This is a genomic window from Enterobacter sp. JBIWA008, assembly GCF_019968765.1.
Classification (GTDB): domain Bacteria; phylum Pseudomonadota; class Gammaproteobacteria; order Enterobacterales; family Enterobacteriaceae; genus Enterobacter.
This window is the reverse complement of the sequence record NZ_CP074149.1, coordinates 4,155,951-4,172,565: the sequence shown is the minus strand read 5'-3', so window position 1 is coordinate 4,172,565 and position 16,615 is coordinate 4,155,951. Positions and strand designations below refer to the sequence as shown.

24 protein-coding genes and 1 tRNA gene are annotated in these 16,615 nt (G+C 50.3%); 20 read left to right on the top strand and 5 right to left on the bottom strand.

Annotation, left to right across the window (positions count from 1 at the left end; translation table 11 throughout):
• The first annotated feature begins 6 nt into the window (after positions 1-6).
• From KGP24_RS20190 to KGP24_RS20170, 5 genes are all read left to right on the top strand, one after another.
• Complete coding sequence (locus KGP24_RS20190) at positions 7-126, top strand: GpE family phage tail protein (protein WP_023616176.1); 120 nt, start codon at positions 7-9, stop codon at positions 124-126.
• On the top strand, positions 119-2,398 hold the full coding sequence (locus KGP24_RS20185; protein ID WP_223561607.1) for a phage tail tape measure protein: 2,280 nt from the start codon (positions 119-121) through the stop codon (positions 2,396-2,398). The genes KGP24_RS20190 and KGP24_RS20185 overlap by 8 nt, the downstream gene beginning before the upstream one ends.
• Positions 2,399-2,409: 11 nt before the next feature.
• Positions 2,410-2,874: a phage tail protein gene (locus KGP24_RS20180; protein WP_182931223.1), complete on the top strand. Its 465-nt coding sequence runs from the start codon at positions 2,410-2,412 to the stop codon at positions 2,872-2,874.
• The gene (locus KGP24_RS20175; RefSeq protein WP_223561606.1) at positions 2,871-4,025 is read left to right on the top strand and encodes a phage late control D family protein; all 1,155 of its coding nucleotides are present in this window, start codon (positions 2,871-2,873) and stop codon (positions 4,023-4,025) included. Before KGP24_RS20180 ends, KGP24_RS20175 begins: the two co-directional genes overlap by 4 nt.
• 67 nt (positions 4,026-4,092) lie before the next feature.
• A complete protein-coding gene (locus KGP24_RS20170) occupies positions 4,093-4,293 on the top strand; it encodes an ogr/Delta-like zinc finger family protein (protein ID WP_194401723.1) in 201 nt (66 codons plus the stop codon).
• Positions 4,294-4,363: 70 nt separating this feature from the next.
• Here the strand turns inward: KGP24_RS20170 and KGP24_RS20165 are convergent.
• The 5 genes from KGP24_RS20165 to KGP24_RS20145 form a co-directional block, all read right to left on the bottom strand.
• Positions 4,364-4,440 (bottom strand) — tRNA-Met (locus tag KGP24_RS20165).
• 137 nt (positions 4,441-4,577) lie between these two features.
• A complete protein-coding gene (locus tag KGP24_RS20160) occupies positions 4,578-5,354 on the bottom strand; it encodes a hypothetical protein (protein ID WP_223561605.1) in 777 nt (258 codons plus the stop codon).
• A gap of 5 nt (positions 5,355-5,359) precedes the next feature.
• Positions 5,360-6,397, bottom strand: a complete 1,038-nt coding sequence (locus KGP24_RS20155) for a tyrosine-type recombinase/integrase (protein WP_048213504.1) — start codon at positions 6,395-6,397, stop codon at positions 5,360-5,362.
• A gap of 3 nt (positions 6,398-6,400) precedes the next feature.
• Positions 6,401-7,294, bottom strand: coding sequence for a BRCT domain-containing protein (locus KGP24_RS20150; protein ID WP_048213318.1), 894 nt, complete (start codon positions 7,292-7,294; stop codon positions 6,401-6,403).
• A gap of 11 nt (positions 7,295-7,305) precedes the next feature.
• A complete protein-coding gene (locus tag KGP24_RS20145; protein ID WP_048213317.1) occupies positions 7,306-7,920 on the bottom strand; it encodes a phage repressor protein CI in 615 nt (204 codons plus the stop codon).
• A 100-nt stretch (positions 7,921-8,020) separates the two neighbouring features.
• Here KGP24_RS20145 and KGP24_RS20140 point away from each other — a divergent pair, with 100 nt between their 5' ends.
• The 15 genes from KGP24_RS20140 (at position 8,021) to KGP24_RS20070 (ending at position 16,406) form a co-directional block, all read left to right on the top strand.
• Complete coding sequence (locus tag KGP24_RS20140) at positions 8,021-8,257, top strand: hypothetical protein (RefSeq protein ID WP_048213316.1); 237 nt, start codon at positions 8,021-8,023, stop codon at positions 8,255-8,257.
• A gap of 34 nt (positions 8,258-8,291) precedes the next feature.
• Positions 8,292-8,801 (top strand): phage regulatory CII family protein, encoded by a 510-nt coding sequence (locus KGP24_RS20135; RefSeq protein WP_223561604.1) that lies wholly within the window; start codon positions 8,292-8,294, stop codon positions 8,799-8,801.
• A 7-nt stretch (positions 8,802-8,808) separates the two neighbouring features.
• Positions 8,809-9,036: a phage filamentation protein Fil family protein gene (locus KGP24_RS20130; RefSeq protein ID WP_200480538.1), complete on the top strand. Its 228-nt coding sequence runs from the start codon at positions 8,809-8,811 to the stop codon at positions 9,034-9,036.
• Positions 9,023-9,223, top strand: a complete 201-nt coding sequence (locus KGP24_RS20125) for a hypothetical protein (protein WP_017382392.1) — start codon at positions 9,023-9,025, stop codon at positions 9,221-9,223. The genes KGP24_RS20130 and KGP24_RS20125 overlap by 14 nt, the downstream gene beginning before the upstream one ends.
• 68 nt (positions 9,224-9,291) lie before the next feature.
• Positions 9,292-9,717, top strand: coding sequence for a tellurite resistance TerB family protein (locus KGP24_RS20120; RefSeq protein WP_023307010.1), 426 nt, complete (start codon positions 9,292-9,294; stop codon positions 9,715-9,717).
• Positions 9,717-9,866, top strand: coding sequence for a DUF3927 family protein (locus tag KGP24_RS20115; protein ID WP_017382390.1), 150 nt, complete (start codon positions 9,717-9,719; stop codon positions 9,864-9,866). The genes KGP24_RS20120 and KGP24_RS20115 overlap by 1 nt, the downstream gene beginning before the upstream one ends.
• Before the next feature lie 102 nt (positions 9,867-9,968).
• Positions 9,969-10,202, top strand: coding sequence for a DUF2732 family protein (locus tag KGP24_RS20110; protein ID WP_223561603.1), 234 nt, complete (start codon positions 9,969-9,971; stop codon positions 10,200-10,202).
• On the top strand, positions 10,202-10,429 hold the full coding sequence (locus KGP24_RS20105) for a TraR/DksA family transcriptional regulator (protein WP_023307009.1): 228 nt from the start codon (positions 10,202-10,204) through the stop codon (positions 10,427-10,429). The genes KGP24_RS20110 and KGP24_RS20105 overlap by 1 nt, the downstream gene beginning before the upstream one ends.
• The gene (locus KGP24_RS20100) at positions 10,426-11,283 is read left to right on the top strand and encodes a DNA adenine methylase (RefSeq protein ID WP_223561602.1); all 858 of its coding nucleotides are present in this window, start codon (positions 10,426-10,428) and stop codon (positions 11,281-11,283) included. The genes KGP24_RS20105 and KGP24_RS20100 overlap by 4 nt, the downstream gene beginning before the upstream one ends.
• A 42-nt stretch (positions 11,284-11,325) precedes the next feature.
• Positions 11,326-13,620 carry a replication endonuclease gene (locus tag KGP24_RS20095; RefSeq protein WP_223561601.1) on the top strand — a complete coding sequence of 765 codons (2,295 nt, stop codon included), beginning with the start codon at positions 11,326-11,328 and terminating at the stop codon, positions 13,618-13,620.
• A 151-nt stretch (positions 13,621-13,771) separates the two neighbouring features.
• Entirely contained in the window at positions 13,772-14,467 is a 696-nt protein-coding gene (locus tag KGP24_RS20090; protein ID WP_223561600.1) for a DNA adenine methylase, read from the top strand.
• A 159-nt stretch (positions 14,468-14,626) separates the two neighbouring features.
• Positions 14,627-14,815: a hypothetical protein gene (locus tag KGP24_RS20085; RefSeq protein WP_014884914.1), complete on the top strand. Its 189-nt coding sequence runs from the start codon at positions 14,627-14,629 to the stop codon at positions 14,813-14,815.
• A gap of 10 nt (positions 14,816-14,825) precedes the next feature.
• Positions 14,826-15,059: a DinI family protein gene (locus KGP24_RS20080; protein ID WP_017441505.1), complete on the top strand. Its 234-nt coding sequence runs from the start codon at positions 14,826-14,828 to the stop codon at positions 15,057-15,059.
• Between the two features lie 286 nt (positions 15,060-15,345).
• Complete coding sequence (locus KGP24_RS20075; protein ID WP_032706396.1) at positions 15,346-15,564, top strand: hypothetical protein; 219 nt, start codon at positions 15,346-15,348, stop codon at positions 15,562-15,564.
• A complete protein-coding gene (locus tag KGP24_RS20070; RefSeq protein ID WP_032706394.1) occupies positions 15,564-16,406 on the top strand; it encodes a hypothetical protein in 843 nt (280 codons plus the stop codon). Before KGP24_RS20075 ends, KGP24_RS20070 begins: the two co-directional genes overlap by 1 nt.
• The last annotated feature ends 209 nt before the right edge of the window (positions 16,407-16,615 follow it).

Here is a 16,615-nt window from a genome sequence, read left to right as displayed (position 1 = left end):
GATCTGATGGCGGATATCGCGGTGATTTTTCACTGGCCGCCGTCAGAACTGTACTCCCTGAGCGTGACCGAACTCCTCTTATGGCGCGAAAAAGCGCTGCAGCGAAGCGGAAACCACCATGAGTAATAATGTCAGTCTTAAGGAGCTGCTTAAGGCAGTCGACCGGGCAACACGACCGCTTAACGCTCTCCAGAACGCCAGCCTCACTCTCGCGAGCGATATCCGCGATGCGCAGACGGCGCTGGGGGCGCTCGATGAGCAGGCGGGGCGTATTAACGGCTTCAGAAAAGCAAATGCCCGGCTCGCCACGACGGAGCAGTCGCTTGCACAGGCGAAACAGCAGGCGGCGGCGCTGGCTGTGCAGTTTAAAAACACGCAAAACCCTACCCAGGCACAGGCTGATGCGCTGTCTGTAGCCCGAAAATCGGCGGCCGACCTTAAGCATGAGTACAACAGCTTACGCTACTCGGTACAGCGTCAGCGCGCTGAACTCGCTCAGGCGGGAGTCAACACGCGCACGCTCTCGTCTGATGAGCGTCGTTTACGAACTCACATCAGCGAAAAAACGCAGCAGCTTAACCGACAGCGTGATGCGCTGGCCCGCGTCAATCAGCAGCAGGAGCGGCTGAGTACCGTTCAGAATCGCTACGAGTCAGGCAAACGCGTTACCGCGCGGGTGCGTCAGCTTGCGAATGCGGGTGTGGGCATAGCAAAAGCGGGCTTTGACCAGACGTCCCGGTTTATGGCGCCTGGCATCAGCTTTGAAAAGCAGATGTCGGCCATTCAGGCAAACCTTGGTCTGGCGAAGGGGGATCCCCGGCTTGAGGCGATTCGCCAGCACGCGCGGGATGTCAGCGCCAGGACCGGAGTACCTGCAGATACGGTCCTCCGGGCACAATCCGAGCTAACTCGTTCAGGCTATGGCGCCGATGGGCTACTTGCGGCCACCGCGCCAACGGTCAACCTCAGCCTGGCGGGTAATGTCGACGCGGCTAAAGCGGCCGATATGATCGCCAGCACGCAGGCCGCGTACAGCCAGGCCGATGCGGACGCGGGACGCATCGCAGATGTGCTTACGCGCGGTTCTACCTCTTCAAATACCAGCCTCGCTGAGATGGTGGCGGCCGTCACCTCCGCTGCGCCAGCTGCGGATGCCGCCGGTATGGGGCTTGAAGAGACCACCGCGCTGCTTGGCGTTCTGGCGGAAAAAGGAATGAAAGGCGCCGCCGCCGGGGACGCGCTCAGCGCGATGTTGCGCCATGTTCAGACTCCGGATGCCATAAAAGCCGCGGGGGCGCTGGCTTCCGCTGCGGGTGATGGATCGCTTGATGAAAAACGCCAGCAGTTGCAGGGGGCAAAAGGCAGTACCGCGATTGCGGCGTCCGTGCAGACCGATAATCTTGACGGCGATATCAACCGATTCCAGGCCGCGTGGAACGGGTTGAAGATTGATGTATTTGATAAAGCGGATGGCGCTCTGCGCAACCTGATAACAACCGCAACCGGCTGGCTTAGCACGGCCTCCCTTTGGGTGAATGCCAACCCTGAGCTGACGCAGACCCTCGCCAGCATCGCTGTCGGCGCACAGGCGTTTGCTGGCGTACTGGGTGGCGTAGGCACGGTTATCGGCCCGGTTTTGACGGGCGTCAATATGGTTATTACAGCGGCCGGGATGTTGGGAACGGTATTCAGCGTGGTGGGCGGCGCCATCATGACGGTGCTGGGTGCCCTTAGCTGGCCGGTAATTGCCCTTGGCGCGGCGATTGCTGCCGGTGCCTTACTGATTTTTAAATACTGGGAGCCCATCAGCGCCTTCTTTAGCGGGGTGATGGAAGGGCTTTCAACGGCTTTCGCACCGCTGGGGGCGCTGTTCTCACCGGTGATGACGGTATTTGACGCTATTTCGGAGAAGCTGGGCGGTATCTGGCAATGGTTCACCGACTTGATCACGCCGATCAAGGCGACGCAGGAAACGCTGGATGGCTGTAAAAACGCTGGCGTGATTTTTGGTCAGGCGCTGGGCGATGCGTTAATGGCACCGCTCGATCTCTTTAACAGCCTGAGCGGCAAGGCCAGCTGGCTGCTGGAGAAGCTAGGTATTATCAAAAACGAGTCGGGCGATCTCGACGCCGCAGCGGCAAAAGCAGAAGCGGCATCCTCACCGGCGGGCAGCGCTTATATTCCGGGCGCGGGGAGCTCTGGCGGCAGCCTGGAGTATCAGCCGACCATCGCTACAGGAGGACGCTCTTACGTCGATCAGAGTAAAAGCGAATATCACATCACGCTGCAGGGGGGCACGGCCTCCGGAACGGATCTGACCCGTCAAATCCGGGAGGAAATAGAGAACAGTGAACGTGATAAAGCGAGACGGCAGCAATCCAGCTTTATGTATGGTTGAGGAGAGAGAAAATGTTAATGGTGCTGGGTCTGTTTGTCTTTGAACGACGAACCTTACCGTATCAGTCAATGATATTCACAAAAGACTACCGCTGGGCATCCAGCGCTCGTATCGGGAAACCCAAAGCCTGGCAGTACCTTGGCGAAGGTGAGACATCCTTTAGCCTCTCCGGCTTACTTTACCCGGAACTCACGGGAGGGCGGCTTTCCCTCAAGGCGGTTGAGCTGATGGCAAATGAGGGGCGGGCATGGCCGTTGATAGACGGTACCGGCATCATTCACGGCATGTTTATCATTGATAAAGTCACGCACACGCATTCGGATTTTTACAGTGACGGTACCGCTCGAAAAATTAATTTTACTCTGGAGCTTAAACGCGTGGATGAATCGCTGATGACGACGTTTGGCGACCTGCGAACGCAGGCCTCAGAGCTGGTGGAAAGCGCACGGAATAGCATTGGAGGGCTGGTGGGATGATCGCCGAAATGAATATCCGGGCGGGTGGAAAAATCGCCCCTGATTTTATGCTTAAGCTTGACGATCGTGATATCACGCAAAATTTCAGCCATCGTCTTATCAGCCTGACCATGACCGACAAACGAGGGCTGGAAGCCGATCAGCTGGATATTCAACTGGATGATTCGGACGGGCTGCTGGACCTGCCTGCCCGGGGGGCAAGGCTGTCCTTATGGCTGGGATGGGAGGGAGCCCCGCTCGAGGAGAAAGGGGACTTTACGATAGATGAGATTGCATTTCGGGGCGCGCCGGATACGCTGACCATCCGGGGATTCAGCGCAGATTTTCGTGGAAAGCTAAACGTGCGGCGCGAACAGTCGTGGCATGACACGACGATTGGCGCGATAGTCGATACCATCGCTCAGCGTAACCAGTTGACCGCCAGCGTTACGTCGGGGCTTGCATCCATCGCCATCTCTCATATTGACCAGTCTCAGGAGACTGACGCGGCGTTTCTCACCCGTCTGGCCGAACGTAATGGAGCATTTGTTTCAATCAAAGCCGGAAAGATTATCTTTATGAAAGCGGGTCAGGCCGTGACGGCCAGCGGCGCTCCGCTTCCATTAATGATGATTGAACGTGGGGATGGCGATAAGCACCTTTTTTCCGTCGCTGACCGTGAAAATTATTCCGGCGTAACGGCCAAATGGCTGCAAACGCGTGACCCCAAACAACAAAATCCTCAATTGAGTATTAATCGTCAGCCCGGTGTGCAGCATACAGGAGCACTGCAGCACCCGAATGCCGCCGCACCGGTAGCGGGAGCAGCAGGCAAGGAGCAGAAACCGCAAGAGAGGCTGGTGGGTTCGGCGGAGAACGTATTTGAGCTCACCACGGTTTATGCCTCTGAAGAGCAGGCGCTCAGGGCCGCAGAGGCGAAGTGGCGCGCGCTTCAGCGGGGAACCGTGAAGTTCTCCATCCAGCTCGCCCTGGGACGCGCCGATCTGTTCCCCGAAACGCCGGTGCTGGTAAACGGTTTTAAACGCGTCATTGACGAGCAGGCGTGGATCATCAGCGAGGTGGTGCATACCCTTAACGACAGCGGATTTACCACGCAGCTTAAGCTTGAGCTGAACGTCACCGACGAAAAATTCACTGTTGATAGTGAGTAATGTAGTTGCTATTGGTTTTATTTTGGGTATTATTTATTCACAAAATGTGAACTAAGTGGAGGGGTACATGTTTCATTGTCCTAAGTGCAAGCACTCTGCGCATGCGCGTACCAGTCGCTATCTAAGTGAAAATACCAAAGAACGGTATCACCAGTGCACCAATGTGGACTGCAGCTGTACGTTCGTGACGATGGAGTCCGTGGAGCGCCTGATTGCGACCCCCGGCGCCTCTGAACGTGTCCGAGCGTCTTCGCTGAACCACGGCTAGGGGCTCAAAAAAACCTATAAAAAAGCCACTCAATCGAGTGGCTTTTTTATAGGTTTCTAAAGCTAAAATTTGGTGGCCCCTGCTGGACTTGAACCAGCGACCAAGCGATTATGAGTCCCAAACTTAAAACTTATAAAACAATAAGTTACTTTGTTTTCAACATCTTGTCGTTTCGAATAGTTATCAATATTGCGGTATAGTAAATAGCTCTGCTGCCATTTTGCTGCCATTTGTTGTTGGTTCGGGCGTTATTGCCATAACTTGACTGCGAGTGACAAGGTTGGTCAGTTCACAGCCATATTGGCAATGTTTTCAAGTGATTTGGATAAGATTTCTTCTTTGCCAAATAAAAAATCTATCTCCAATTTATATTTTTTAGTGTCAGATTTGCTTTTCTTCATATCGCACTCATAATCTATGGTGATTTTTTTAATACTATCCTCGTAATCTTTTTTTGTTCTGTTGTTTTGACATTCTGTTTCGATCGCTATAATCTCAGACTTTATTGATTGCATAGATGTATCAAACTGTTGCTTTATTTTATAATAGTTATTCATCAACTTTGGAGCTTCTATTTGAATGCTTCTTTTCAGCTTTGTCATATCCAATGCGTTAAGTTCTTTGAGGTCTGCTGAATTAGCTATATTGTTAAAGCATTCAGTGATTTTATTTTTTTCCATTTTTCCATCTGAGCACTGTTGGCGAGCTAAAGACATAAACTGCGAGAAAAGATGGATTCTTAATTCTGAATATTGCTTTGAATATTTCCCTTGCATTGTTTTGAGGTTTTGTTTGGCGGAATTAGCCTCAGCTTTTGCCTTACTAGCATCATCAGATAATTTTTTCAGTTCCGCGCCTCTTTCAGCAAGTATTTTATTAAACTCACTTATTTGCTTATCTTTTTTTTCTAGTTCGAGTGTTTTTTTCGCGATTTCTTCATCAAGAAGTGATTTTTGATATACTGGGAGTACAGTGTAAAAGTAACCGAAAGCGGCTAATGCAAGAACACCTATCTGAGAGAAGTTAGCCGCCCTAGCGGACCAAATATCAATTTTTGACATTACCATTATCCCAAAGTTGAATTGTAAGTATCTAAGCCTGTTAAAGGATTTAATGCTATAGCTTCAAATAAATGATCAGGAGCTAAATGAGCATAGCGCATCGTCACCTTAATATCAGTGTGTCCAAGGATGCGCTGCAGTACAAGAATATTACCCCCGCGCATCATAAAGTGGCTTGCAAATGTATGCCGTAGAACGTGTGACAGCTGCCCGTCAGGTAGTTCAATCCCCGCTCGCTTAATTGCCCCACGAAACGCAGAATAGCACCCCGTAAAGACTGGTTTTGATGTTCTTACTTTTGGGAGTATTTCGTAAAGCTCATCACTTATTGGAACGGCGCGGTTTTTCTTGCCCTTGGTTTTGATATAAGTGATTTTGCCGGGGCTTATTTGCTTGCCTGTCAGTGACTCTGCCTCGCCCCATCGTGCGCCGGTTGCAAGGCATATCTTTACTATAGTCACTAAATCTTTCGCCTTGCTTTTCTCGCACTCAGCCAGAAGCTGCTTAACTTCTTCAACTGTCAGCCAGGCTAGCTCTGCCTCATCAATTTTAAATTCCCGGACGTTTTCGAGCGGATTGGGCGCACTCCAGTCATCCAGTCTTTTCAGTTCGTTGAACATGGCGCGGAAATACGCCAGCTCAAGATTAACGGTACGGGGAGTCACTGCTTTTACCCGATCAGAACGTGTTATTTTTCCGCTTAACCGCTGTTCTCTATACGTAGAAAATAATTTAGCGTTGAATTCGGTTGCTAGGGGATCGCCCATGGCTAGACAGGCAAACTCCATGGCACTTTTACGCTTTTCGCCATCGGCTAGTGTTACGCCATGTGCGTTGTACCAGGCCGTGACTAAATCTCTTACCCGTCGTTTGTCTGCCTTTTCACCAAGCCAAGGCTTGTCTTGTGCCTTTTCTTTTTCATGGCGCTCAAATGCCAGGGCTTCACCCTTAGTGGCAAACTGGCGGCGAATGCGCCGCCCATTTCTGCCGTTTGGGAAGACTTGCGCCTGCCATTTTCCATTGCTTAATTTGCTGACAGCCATCATTTAACCCTGGCTTACTGAACGCATTAAGCTTTGCCAATGTTCTTCACTGAGGATTTTAAGAGAAGCACCTTTGTTATCTCGGTACTCTATTGCCTGTTCAATTTTTCTACCAAAACTCTGGAATTTCCAGTCTTTAGAGCTAAGCGCTCCGATGATGAGATAATCCAGATCTTGAGTGATGCGATCAGATATTTTGCACCCTAATTTTATTAAGTCGGCTTCACACTGGCGGCGGGAACCGCATAGAAATTTCCCTGTAAGACATACTTTGCTATTTTCAGGGGTAAATGTGTCTATGAGATCTACTGGTGAAGTTGTGGAATATCCGTCAACTATTCCCTCAGAAATATTAGAACCAGTTAAAGCGGTAATCTCTTGCAATAACGAAATGCGCTCGTCTTCAGTGATGACCCCATCACTGAGAATTTCCCTGATCAATTCATATAAATGTTTTCCGGGGTAGTTATTTTTAAGAGAGGCATTCGTGGAGAGAAACCAATTAAGATAGCTAATTTCTTCATTGCTAAGATGATAATCAGAAGCCAGTCCTTTGCATAACCCTTCCAGTAAATGCTTGTCAGAGTCAACTGAATACAGGTCAATGTTTGGTGTGTCTATCAGTCCGCGCTGCATCTCAAGTAGCAATTCTTTTAAATCATCTAGTTCGTTTTGTTCCACGATACCATCAGAAAGAATGTCTGCAATCCTATCTCTAATGCAACCCACATAATAATTTTGCGAAATTATTTCAGATTCTAATAACCATGTATCAAGAAAAATCATTTCCTTTTCACTGACTTTTCCATCGCATGTCATACCCTCGATAATATTTATAAGGTTTGCAATGGCCTTATCTCTATTATGCGAGTAGTTTAATGCGCTGAACTGACTCATTTTCAATCTCCTTATTCCATAAACTCAGTTTTGCTGATGACTTTACCTTGAACCTTTATTTCAGATACTGAACATTCAAATGATGCTGGGCCATTTTCTACTCGCAAGCGCCCGCCTGGGAGGCGGTACACCTGTTTGATACTCAAAAGCCCATCTAGCTCAATGAGCCATATTCCATCGGTGATCTCGCCTGTAAATTCTTCTGCTAGATAGTATGTGCTTTCGAACTTTACAAAGAACGGATCTGCGGCGTTTTGAGGCACGAGGTTGGAATCATAGGCAACCTGCGTGATGGAAGCGTAAACCCCATTTGTGATTTCCTTTAGTTGCAAAAGCAATGTTGCGTCAGAGCTTGACTCTGTAGTGAGTTTTCCTTGTCCCGTGGTAAGCCACAGCATAGACACACCTGTATCGAGATGGCAGGCAATTAGCCAGTCATGCGGGAAAGTATCGCGCATCCAGCGGTTCGCCATGGTGCTTTGGGACACACCCAAATGATCACATAGAGCCTGTCTTGTACTGAATCCGTAGGCCTGAAGTATGCGTGTTATTGCATCTTTCCCACCATTTTGAGATGAAAAGTTATAGGGTGAGATCGCCTGTGGGGTTTCTTTTGTGTTTGACATATTTAAAATGCGATCCTATCATCGGTTTTGTGGTTTTCGGAATAACTGCGAATAGTTCCGAATAGTGAAGTTTAAAACACAAACTGAGGAATAGTGCATCATGAAAAGCAATTTTTCAATGCGCCCCAGCATCAACCTTGTGGTGTCTGAACCATTCATCACACTGGATGAGTTCTGCCGCCGTACTGGTTACAAGCTTAGCTATGCCCGCCAGATGGTCCGCGAAGGTCGTTTACCTATCCGTAAAAAAGAAGGGGTAAACAGCCTTGTGGAAGTAAACATGTTTGCGTTGACGATGGAAGCAGCTCAAGGCTGTGAAATCGCAATGCAAGCCTGATAGTTCCATTTTGGGATATAGAGAGGTGCTTTACATGTTTGATTATAAGATTTCCAAACATCCGCACTTTGACGAAGCCTGCCGGGCATTTGCGCTGCGTCACAACATGGCTAAGCTGGCAGATCGCGCAGGAATAAAAGTTCAGACGCTGCGCAATAAGCTTAATCCTGAGCAGCCCCATCAGCTCACGCCGCCGGAAATCTGGCTGCTGACGGATATCACTGAGGACTCCACGCTGGTTGATGGGTTCCTGGCTCAAATTCATTGCCTGCCATGCGTACCTACGAACGAAGTGGCAAAAGAAAAACTTCCGCATTACGTAATGAGCGCGACAGCTGAAATTGGCCGTGTGGCTGCAGGTGCTGTGTCCGGTGAAGTCGGGACTACAGCTGGGCGCCGTGATGTGATCAGCAGCATCAATTCTGTCACCCGTCTTATGGCGTTGGCAGCGATATCCATGCAGGCGCGTCTGCAGGCTAACCCAGCAATGGCTAGCACTATTGATACGGTTACAGGTATCAGTGCGACTTTCGGATTTATGTGAGGTGGTCATGCTGAAGAACGAACCTTCTTTCGCCTCGCTCCTGATAAAGCAAAGCCCGGCAATGCACTACGGCCACGGCTGGATTGCAGGAGATAACGGCAAGCGCTGGCACCCGTGCCGCGATCAGTCCGAATTATTAAACGGGCTGAAAACAAAAACGGCAAAGCCGTCAGCTTTTTTAATTATTCGCATTGCTCGTTTGATTATTAAAGGAGTGAAACATGTCTCGCAATGAGCTGAGAATTATTCTGGGCGTGATCATTCCAAATATGGCGGAAGGTTTTGAAATTAAAACCCGTGACGGCGCTGTTTTGCGTGTCGATCCTGAATGGGAATGCTGCAAAGAATTTAAAGAAGGTTTGCAGGCTGAAATTATCAACCAAATTAAAAGTAAGCCTGTTCCGGTTGCCGGTTATATCTAATTGACGCCTGCCTAATGCTCATAACGTGGGCATTGTGAAGACAGTCAACTAAAAATGAGGAAATAACAATGTTTGGAATCTTTAAAAAGAAAGCTCGTAAAGCTGTTGTTGAAGTTAAAAAGATGGAAAACCGCGACGCGGTAGAGGCCACTGTCTGGGGTGCCTATTCCATCGCGTACGCTGACGGAACCTGTGATGCGAAAGAAATCGGCGTGCTGGAAAAAACAATTTCAGCCCTGCCAGCCTTTGCGCCTTTTGCCGGTGAAATTGCACAGATGAGCAGTAATATCCGCGCCCGTTATGAAGCATCACCGCGTAGCGCTAATGCTCAGGCTCTGCGTGAACTGGCGGATGTTGCGGGTACTGACGACGCGGTGAACGTGCTGTGCCTGTGTCTTGATATTGCTGACCAGGACGGCATCGGCAGCGAGGAGGAAGCGCAGCTTAAGAAAATTGCGCAGGCTCTCCAGTTGCCACTGGACCAGTACCTGTAATGGGAAAGCTGCGTTGTCTCATTATCTGTGTGCTGCTGTTCCTGGTTGTTGCAGTAGATTTCACGGGCCGTCTTATGTCGATGTTGGCTGATGGTGTTTTGGTAGCGGGGATTATTGCAGTAGCGCTTCCAATGTTTAAGAAAGCCTGATTCTTACAGCCCGCGTTACGCGGGCTATATCCGAGTAAATAACCCGTTTTTTTGGCGTAAACCCGCCGGGCATTTTTTTGCCCGAATTCTGAGGAAATGAATATGAAAAATACTAAAACCCACTCAACGAAAACAGGCCCAGACGATGCTGGTCTGTTCGCTTTGTTAAATGAAACGCGCCTGGATGAGCGCCGTTGCCGCGCTGATGCAATGGCGGCTCGTCTGGATAGTCTGGCAGTGCGCATCGTTTCCAGTCAGTTGAGCCATATCGAGGCGGCCGAACTGCTTCGCGTTGAAGCGGTACGCATCCAGAACGAAGCGCAGGAGCTGCATTAATGGCTGATTCAATGGACCTCGCCCAGCTGCGCGAACAGGAAGATCGTGAGCGCCATATCAACAATGCCCGCGCCAAAGTGCCGGGCGTTTCCCGTGTTCTCTGTGCGGAGTGTGATGCTCCGATCCCGCCAGCTCGCCGCCGCGCTATTCCGGGCGTGCAGTGCTGTGTGACCTGTCAGGAAATCGCAGAGTTAAAAGGCAAGCACTACAACGGAGGCGTTGTATGAGCACTATCCTGAAATGGGCGGGAAACAAAACCGCCATTATGTCCGAACTGAAAAAGTATCTCCCAGCTGGCCCGCGATTGGTTGAACCTTTCGCGGGTTCCTGCGCTGTGATGATGGCAACAGACTATCCTCATTATCTTGTCGCAGATATCAATCCAGATTTAATTAATCTGTACCGTACTATTGCAGAAGATACAGAAAACTTTATTAATCTTGCTAAGGCGGTTTTTGAAAGTTTTATTGTCGCTGAAAATTATTATCGTGTGCGTGAAGCGTTTAACCACGATCCGCAATTAGACCGAATGCACCGCGCTGTATATTTTCTTTATCTAAACCGCCATTGTTATCGTGGGTTATGCCGCTACAACCTAAGCGGTGTATTCAACGTCCCTTTCGGTAATTATAAAAAACCGTATTTTCCTGAGAGTGAAATCCGCGCATTTGCTGAGAAAGCGAAGCGAGCCACCTTTGTTTGCGCTAACTACGAAGAAACGTTGTCTTTGTTGCAGGCGGGCGATGTGATTTATTGCGACCCTCCTTATGACGGGACTTTTAGTAATTACCACACTGCCGGTTTTACAGAGGACGATCAGTATCGCCTGGCGTCTATTCTTGAGCGCCGCTCGTCAGAAGGCCATCCGGTCATCGTTTCAAACAGTGACACCTCACTTACTCGCTCCCTTTATCGGAATTTCACCCATCACCGCCTTACTGCAAACCGCAGTATGGGCGTTGCGGCTGGTGACGGTAAGTCTGCCGTGGAAATTATTGCTACCTCAAAATCATGTCACTGGCTTGGATTTGATCCTGCAACCGGCCCTGACTGCAGCGTGAAGTATGAGGTGCAGGCGTGAGCGCAACGGCGTTTATTCGTGCTTACATTATGGGGTGTCAGAGTGTCTGACACCGTTTTCCCCTACGCATGGAATGCCCCGCGTCCTGCAATCGGCGGATTTAAGCAAGCCGATGCGGCGCCGGGGATCATGTATCTGACGCCGGACGGTAATCGCAAGCGTTTGTCGATTGCCGAACTGGCAGAAGCGGATGAAGCACCAGACCGGGGCCGGGCGGTTCGTCGTCGTCTGGCTTCGCTGCCTCATTTTGTCCGCCGTATGTATGCTCAAAAACTTGAACAGGTAGACCGTAAAGGCAAGCAAGCGGCTGATGCCTGGCTTATCAATACCTTTGAGCGATTCGTTCTGAGTCGTATAGATCAGGTCAATGAGCAGTATCTGCCGCAGGGGGTGATGCCTGCGGCTTTGTTGCCTTTGCGTGAACAATTCTGGCGCCTGCTTTGGGCTGGAAAAAAAGAGCTGAAACGGCTGGCGCATAACCTTGCTGACCTGTTGGGTAGCGAGTTTAACCGCGAGTTTGATTTCCAGATGGCCCGCACGTCCGATCCTCATTTCGCCACCCTGTCAGGTTATGGCCGCATGGGGTTTCTAGCCAATCACCTCAAAACACCGGTTCCGTGCTGGACGGCCTACTGCAAAGAAGAGCTGGAGGCGGAAGACGCACTGAAAGCAGTGGCCCGCCTGCAGTCTCCGCAGTGGTGGCTTAATCGTCTGCGCCGTATGCACGCTCGCTGGCGTGAGCATCTGATGGTTGCGGCCGGGTATGTACACAAAAAATCCGCACCGTACTGCAGTGACCCATGTTTACAGGAATGGACGGCGCAAAAGAAAGCCAACCGCGAATTTCTGAAAGCGATGGAGCTGGAAGATGAGGACACCGGAGAACGTGTATCGCTGATTGATAAAGTGGCCGGCAGCGTTGCCAACCCAGCTAACCGTCGTCGTGAGCTGATGGCGCGTATGCGTGGGTTCGAAGATTTAGCGAATGAGGCCGGGCTGGCCGGGGCGTTCTTCACACTTACCGCTCCATCCAAATATCACTCAATGCAGTACGACGGGCGCCGGAACAACAAATACAGCGGCGCGTCACCGCGTGAAACGCAGAAATATCTTTGCAAAGTATGGGCGCGCACGCGTGCGGCCTGGCTGCGCAATGGTATTCGCGTGTTTGGCTTTCGCGTTGTTGAGCCTCACCACGACGAAACCCCGCACTGGCACCTCCTGCTTTTCATGCGCCCGGAGCATATCGAACCGGCAACAACAATCTTTCGTAAGCACGCCATGCGTGAGGATGGGAATGAGCCTGGCGCCGCTGAAAACCGTTTCGAAATGAAACCCATCGAGAAAGAGAAGGGCAGCGCTACGGGCTATATCGCCAAATACATTTCAAAAAATATTGATGGCTATCAGCTTGATGACGATCTGGATGATGAAACCGGCAAGCCTCTGAAAGAGATGGCGCGCCGCGTAAGTGCCTGGGCGTCTCGCTGGGCGATCCGTCAGTTCCAGCAGATAGGCGGCGCACCGGTAACAGTGTGGCGTGAATTGCGCCGCCTCGGTGATCGTGAGCTGGTCCTGCACCCCGAAATTGAGCCAGTGCGTCAGGCCGCCGACAGCAGCGCGTGGGATCTGTACGTGAGTGCTCAGGGTGGCCCGCTGGTTCCCCGTGATCTCCTGCGCGTGCGCCTCAGCTATGAAGTCACCGAAAACGGCAACCTTTACGGGGATGACGTCTCCAAAATTTCCGGCGTTTACTCTCCGATCCGTGGGCCGGAATCGCTGATTCATACGCGCACTACCAAATACAAAATTGTGCCGAAACGTCAGGCCGACGGCGTTTCCGGTTTTGACCTTGATTTTTCAGGCGGCCCCGCCGCCCCTCGGAGTTCTGTCAATAACTGTACGCGGGAGGTTGAAAAACGCGCCGATCCTGGCGACACGGTCATTAATGACTGTGCCAGCTGGGCGGATATTGGCTCTTTATCCCGGAAAGAAAAACGGGTGATAGCGCAGCGGCTGAGCGACGCGGCAAGGGTAACTAACAAGCGCGTCAAAGTGAGGCCAAAAGCCAGCCCTATGACGGAGCAGGAAAAGCAAATTAGTGAGCTGCTGTCTCTGCGTGGTGTGGGTGCCAGTGCCGGAATGGTCCGTTCGTTGATTTCTGGCGCGGTGGTTGCCTTTGGCGATCAGGTGTTAACGGTTGAAGAAGGGCGCCTTACTGTCCGAAACCGTACTGCGGCAGGTGTTCAACGTCTGCCGTCCCAGATTGTGGAAATTAAACAGCAGGCGGATGACCTTTTGAACCGAATGAAGCGTGCATTTTCAGCGCGTGAATAGCCCGTGATCAACATAGTCAGGTCTGACGGTGTGGTACCGCGTTCCGTCATTCACCGTCAGAAATGACAGTGCTGGCCATTCATCGAGTAACGTCATTTTCGACTGTGCTGCAGGTGAATTAAAACGAAATCAGGAGTTGAGGAAAACAGAAATGACCTATCTGGGAAGCAAGGCCGCAAGCGGTGTTTTTCAAAAGATTATTGCGGAAATGCCGCCGCATGATACCTACATTGAGACGCACCTGGGCGGTGGTGCTGTCATGTTGCGTAAGCCACCGGCCCGTCGCAATTGGGGCATTGATATTGATCCCCTGACGGTTGAGGCGTTCTGCCAAGGCAATGCTGATTTCCTTGATACCGTGGGCGATAGCCTTTTTATCGATGTTGCCGATGCGGTGCAGTTTTTAAGGGACTTCGATTTTTCCTCCGCCGGTCGTGTGCTGGTTTACGCAGACCCTCCCTATCTGCATGAAACGCGCACCAGTGCCGCGCGTTATCGCAATGAATATACGGTTGCCGATCATGAGCGGCTGCTGGCCTGCCTTAAATGCCTGCCAAAAAATGCCAGTGTGATTTTGTCCGGCTACCCATCAGCGCTTTATGACGAACTGTTAACGGGCTGGCGCCAGAAAGAATTTCAGGCCATGACACGCGGCGGCGTGCGCACAGAGAAAATCTGGATGAATTACCCGGAGGGGAGAGCCTACTCGCACACTTTTGCGGGTAAGGATTACAACGACAGGGAGCGCATCAAACGCAAGGCGAAGCGCTGGCGCGAAAAGTTCGCAGCTCTGCCCTATGCTGAGCGACTGGCAATAATGACGGCGCTGAGTGAAGTTAATGATTAACATCAGCAAACAGACTCATCTGATTGATTGATAAAAAATATTTTACAACCCCGAAATCCTCATATACTGTATATATAAACAGTGGATATGCATACAGTTTCCAGTGTCTCTTCCTGGGGATGCTGGCTGGTTTATCCCGTAGTGAGGATAGGAGGGAAAATGCAGGACTATCTTTTGGAGTCGTTGAAACTCCAGCGTATTGATTTCTTTATCAAGCTTGTAGCGGCTAGTGAGTGTAGCGAAGAAGAGAAACGCCTTGCGATCCAGTGGGTGTCGGAACTGACGGACGAGCTGATGGCGAAAATTCGTAACCATGATTACGGCCAGGCAATGGACGTTATCAACTAAAGGGGGCTTTATGCGCATTGAAATAATGATCGATAAAGAGCAGAAGATAAGCCAGGCAACACTGGAAGCCCTTGAATCCGAGCTTTACCGAAATTTGCGCCCTCTCTATCCAAAAACGTCAATCCGCATACGTAAGGGAAGCGCTAACGGCCTGGAGCTGAGCGGCTTAAAACTGGACGAAGATAAAAAGCGGGTGATGGAAATTATGCAACAGGTCTGGGAGGACGACAGCTGGTTACACTAGCGAACGTTGCGGACGATAAAACTGGATTTTACCGTCCGCAAGGTTGAACAACGAGCCACGCGAGGCGTTAGAAATTGTCTTGGTTAGTGCCTACTTCTCATAAGAGGCACTATATATGCTAAATGCAGTGGGTTAAGGCAGAAACATCTTGCGCGATTAGGGGCAATGAACTTAAGTTAAGTAACGCAACCAACAGTTAAAACGGTTGTCTTAGTTATAAGGAATTTGCTGTTGTGGTTGCTGGTGACGAAGTGTACACTTCCGCGCCATATAAGAAGGAGGGGTTATGTCAAGTATCGCCGCATTGAGGCTGGGTAATCCAGTTGAACGTTTGGCACGGGTTCTGAAAGAGAACCAGGACAAGCTCAATCTGAGTAAAGATGGTTTTGTGTCCGTAGATTTGTCCAACGAAGAAGCTATGAAAGCCATCAGAGATCAGATGGATAAGCTTGAAGGCATCAAAACGAGCACTGTCAAAGCAAAACATTATTACAGAACCCGATAATGGCAACATTACTTTTAGCAGTGATTTTGGTTAGTGGTTTTATATATGTAAACCTATCACTTTCAACACGTTACAGATATAAGCGTTCCAATGGCTGGGACGCTTATTTTTTTGTCGCCGCCTGGGGAATTGTGTTCTTTCTGCTCGGTGGCTTTTTAACCTTCGTCCTGAATATTACAGGCGGGTTCCGCTGGCTATCCAATGAGCTTAATCTTACGCCGGATAGCTTCAACGGCATGTTGTCTACTTCATCAGACAAAGCCCAGCGTATCAATGAAATCAAGCAGATTGCATGGGTTGTTATTTCAATTGTGCTTTCTGCAATTTCTGGCCTGGGTAATAAGTTGCGTACAAAGAGCGGTGATCGCCGCTGGGATGCGCTGGCTAAGGCTGTGGGGAATAACTCTTTTGAGTCATTGCTGATGGAAGCATCAGCACGACAATTTCCAATCATTGCGACACTCTCATCGCGAAAAATCTATGTTGGCCTGGTGACGTGTCCGGCGCTGGAGAATGGGCTGTCGGAACACCTGGAAATACTCCCTATGTTAAGTGGCTATCGTGATAAAGACGATCTCACGATAAGCATCACGACGAACTATCATCAGCACTATCTTGAAAGCGGCGTTATCGGTGGGATGTCGCGCCTGAATATCCAGGATTTCCGTGTGCTGATCCCTAAAGATGAAGTTGAAACCATCTCGTTTTTTGACACTGAAACGTATAACAAATTTAAAGAAGACGAAGCGCGCGACCGGAAAGACTGTCGCAAGTTGGGTGGTAAAAAGCCATCAACACGTAGGAGAAGGACTGCTGGCGATGCAGAGCAGGGTAGTGCATGACTATGCTGCATGAATCCGCATGATCGTTTGAGGATCGTTTTTGCTGAGGCCCGCCAGGAATGGCGGGCTTTTGCTTATGTCATGCAGGTGCATGAAAACCATTATACAAAGCGGGCAGGCGTGGCGGGGCTACGAGCGCGCGGTTTTGGTGTTAATCGTGGTTTTGGCGCTTCAATGTCGGGCGGGCATGGTCATTTTTGGGGCTGGTC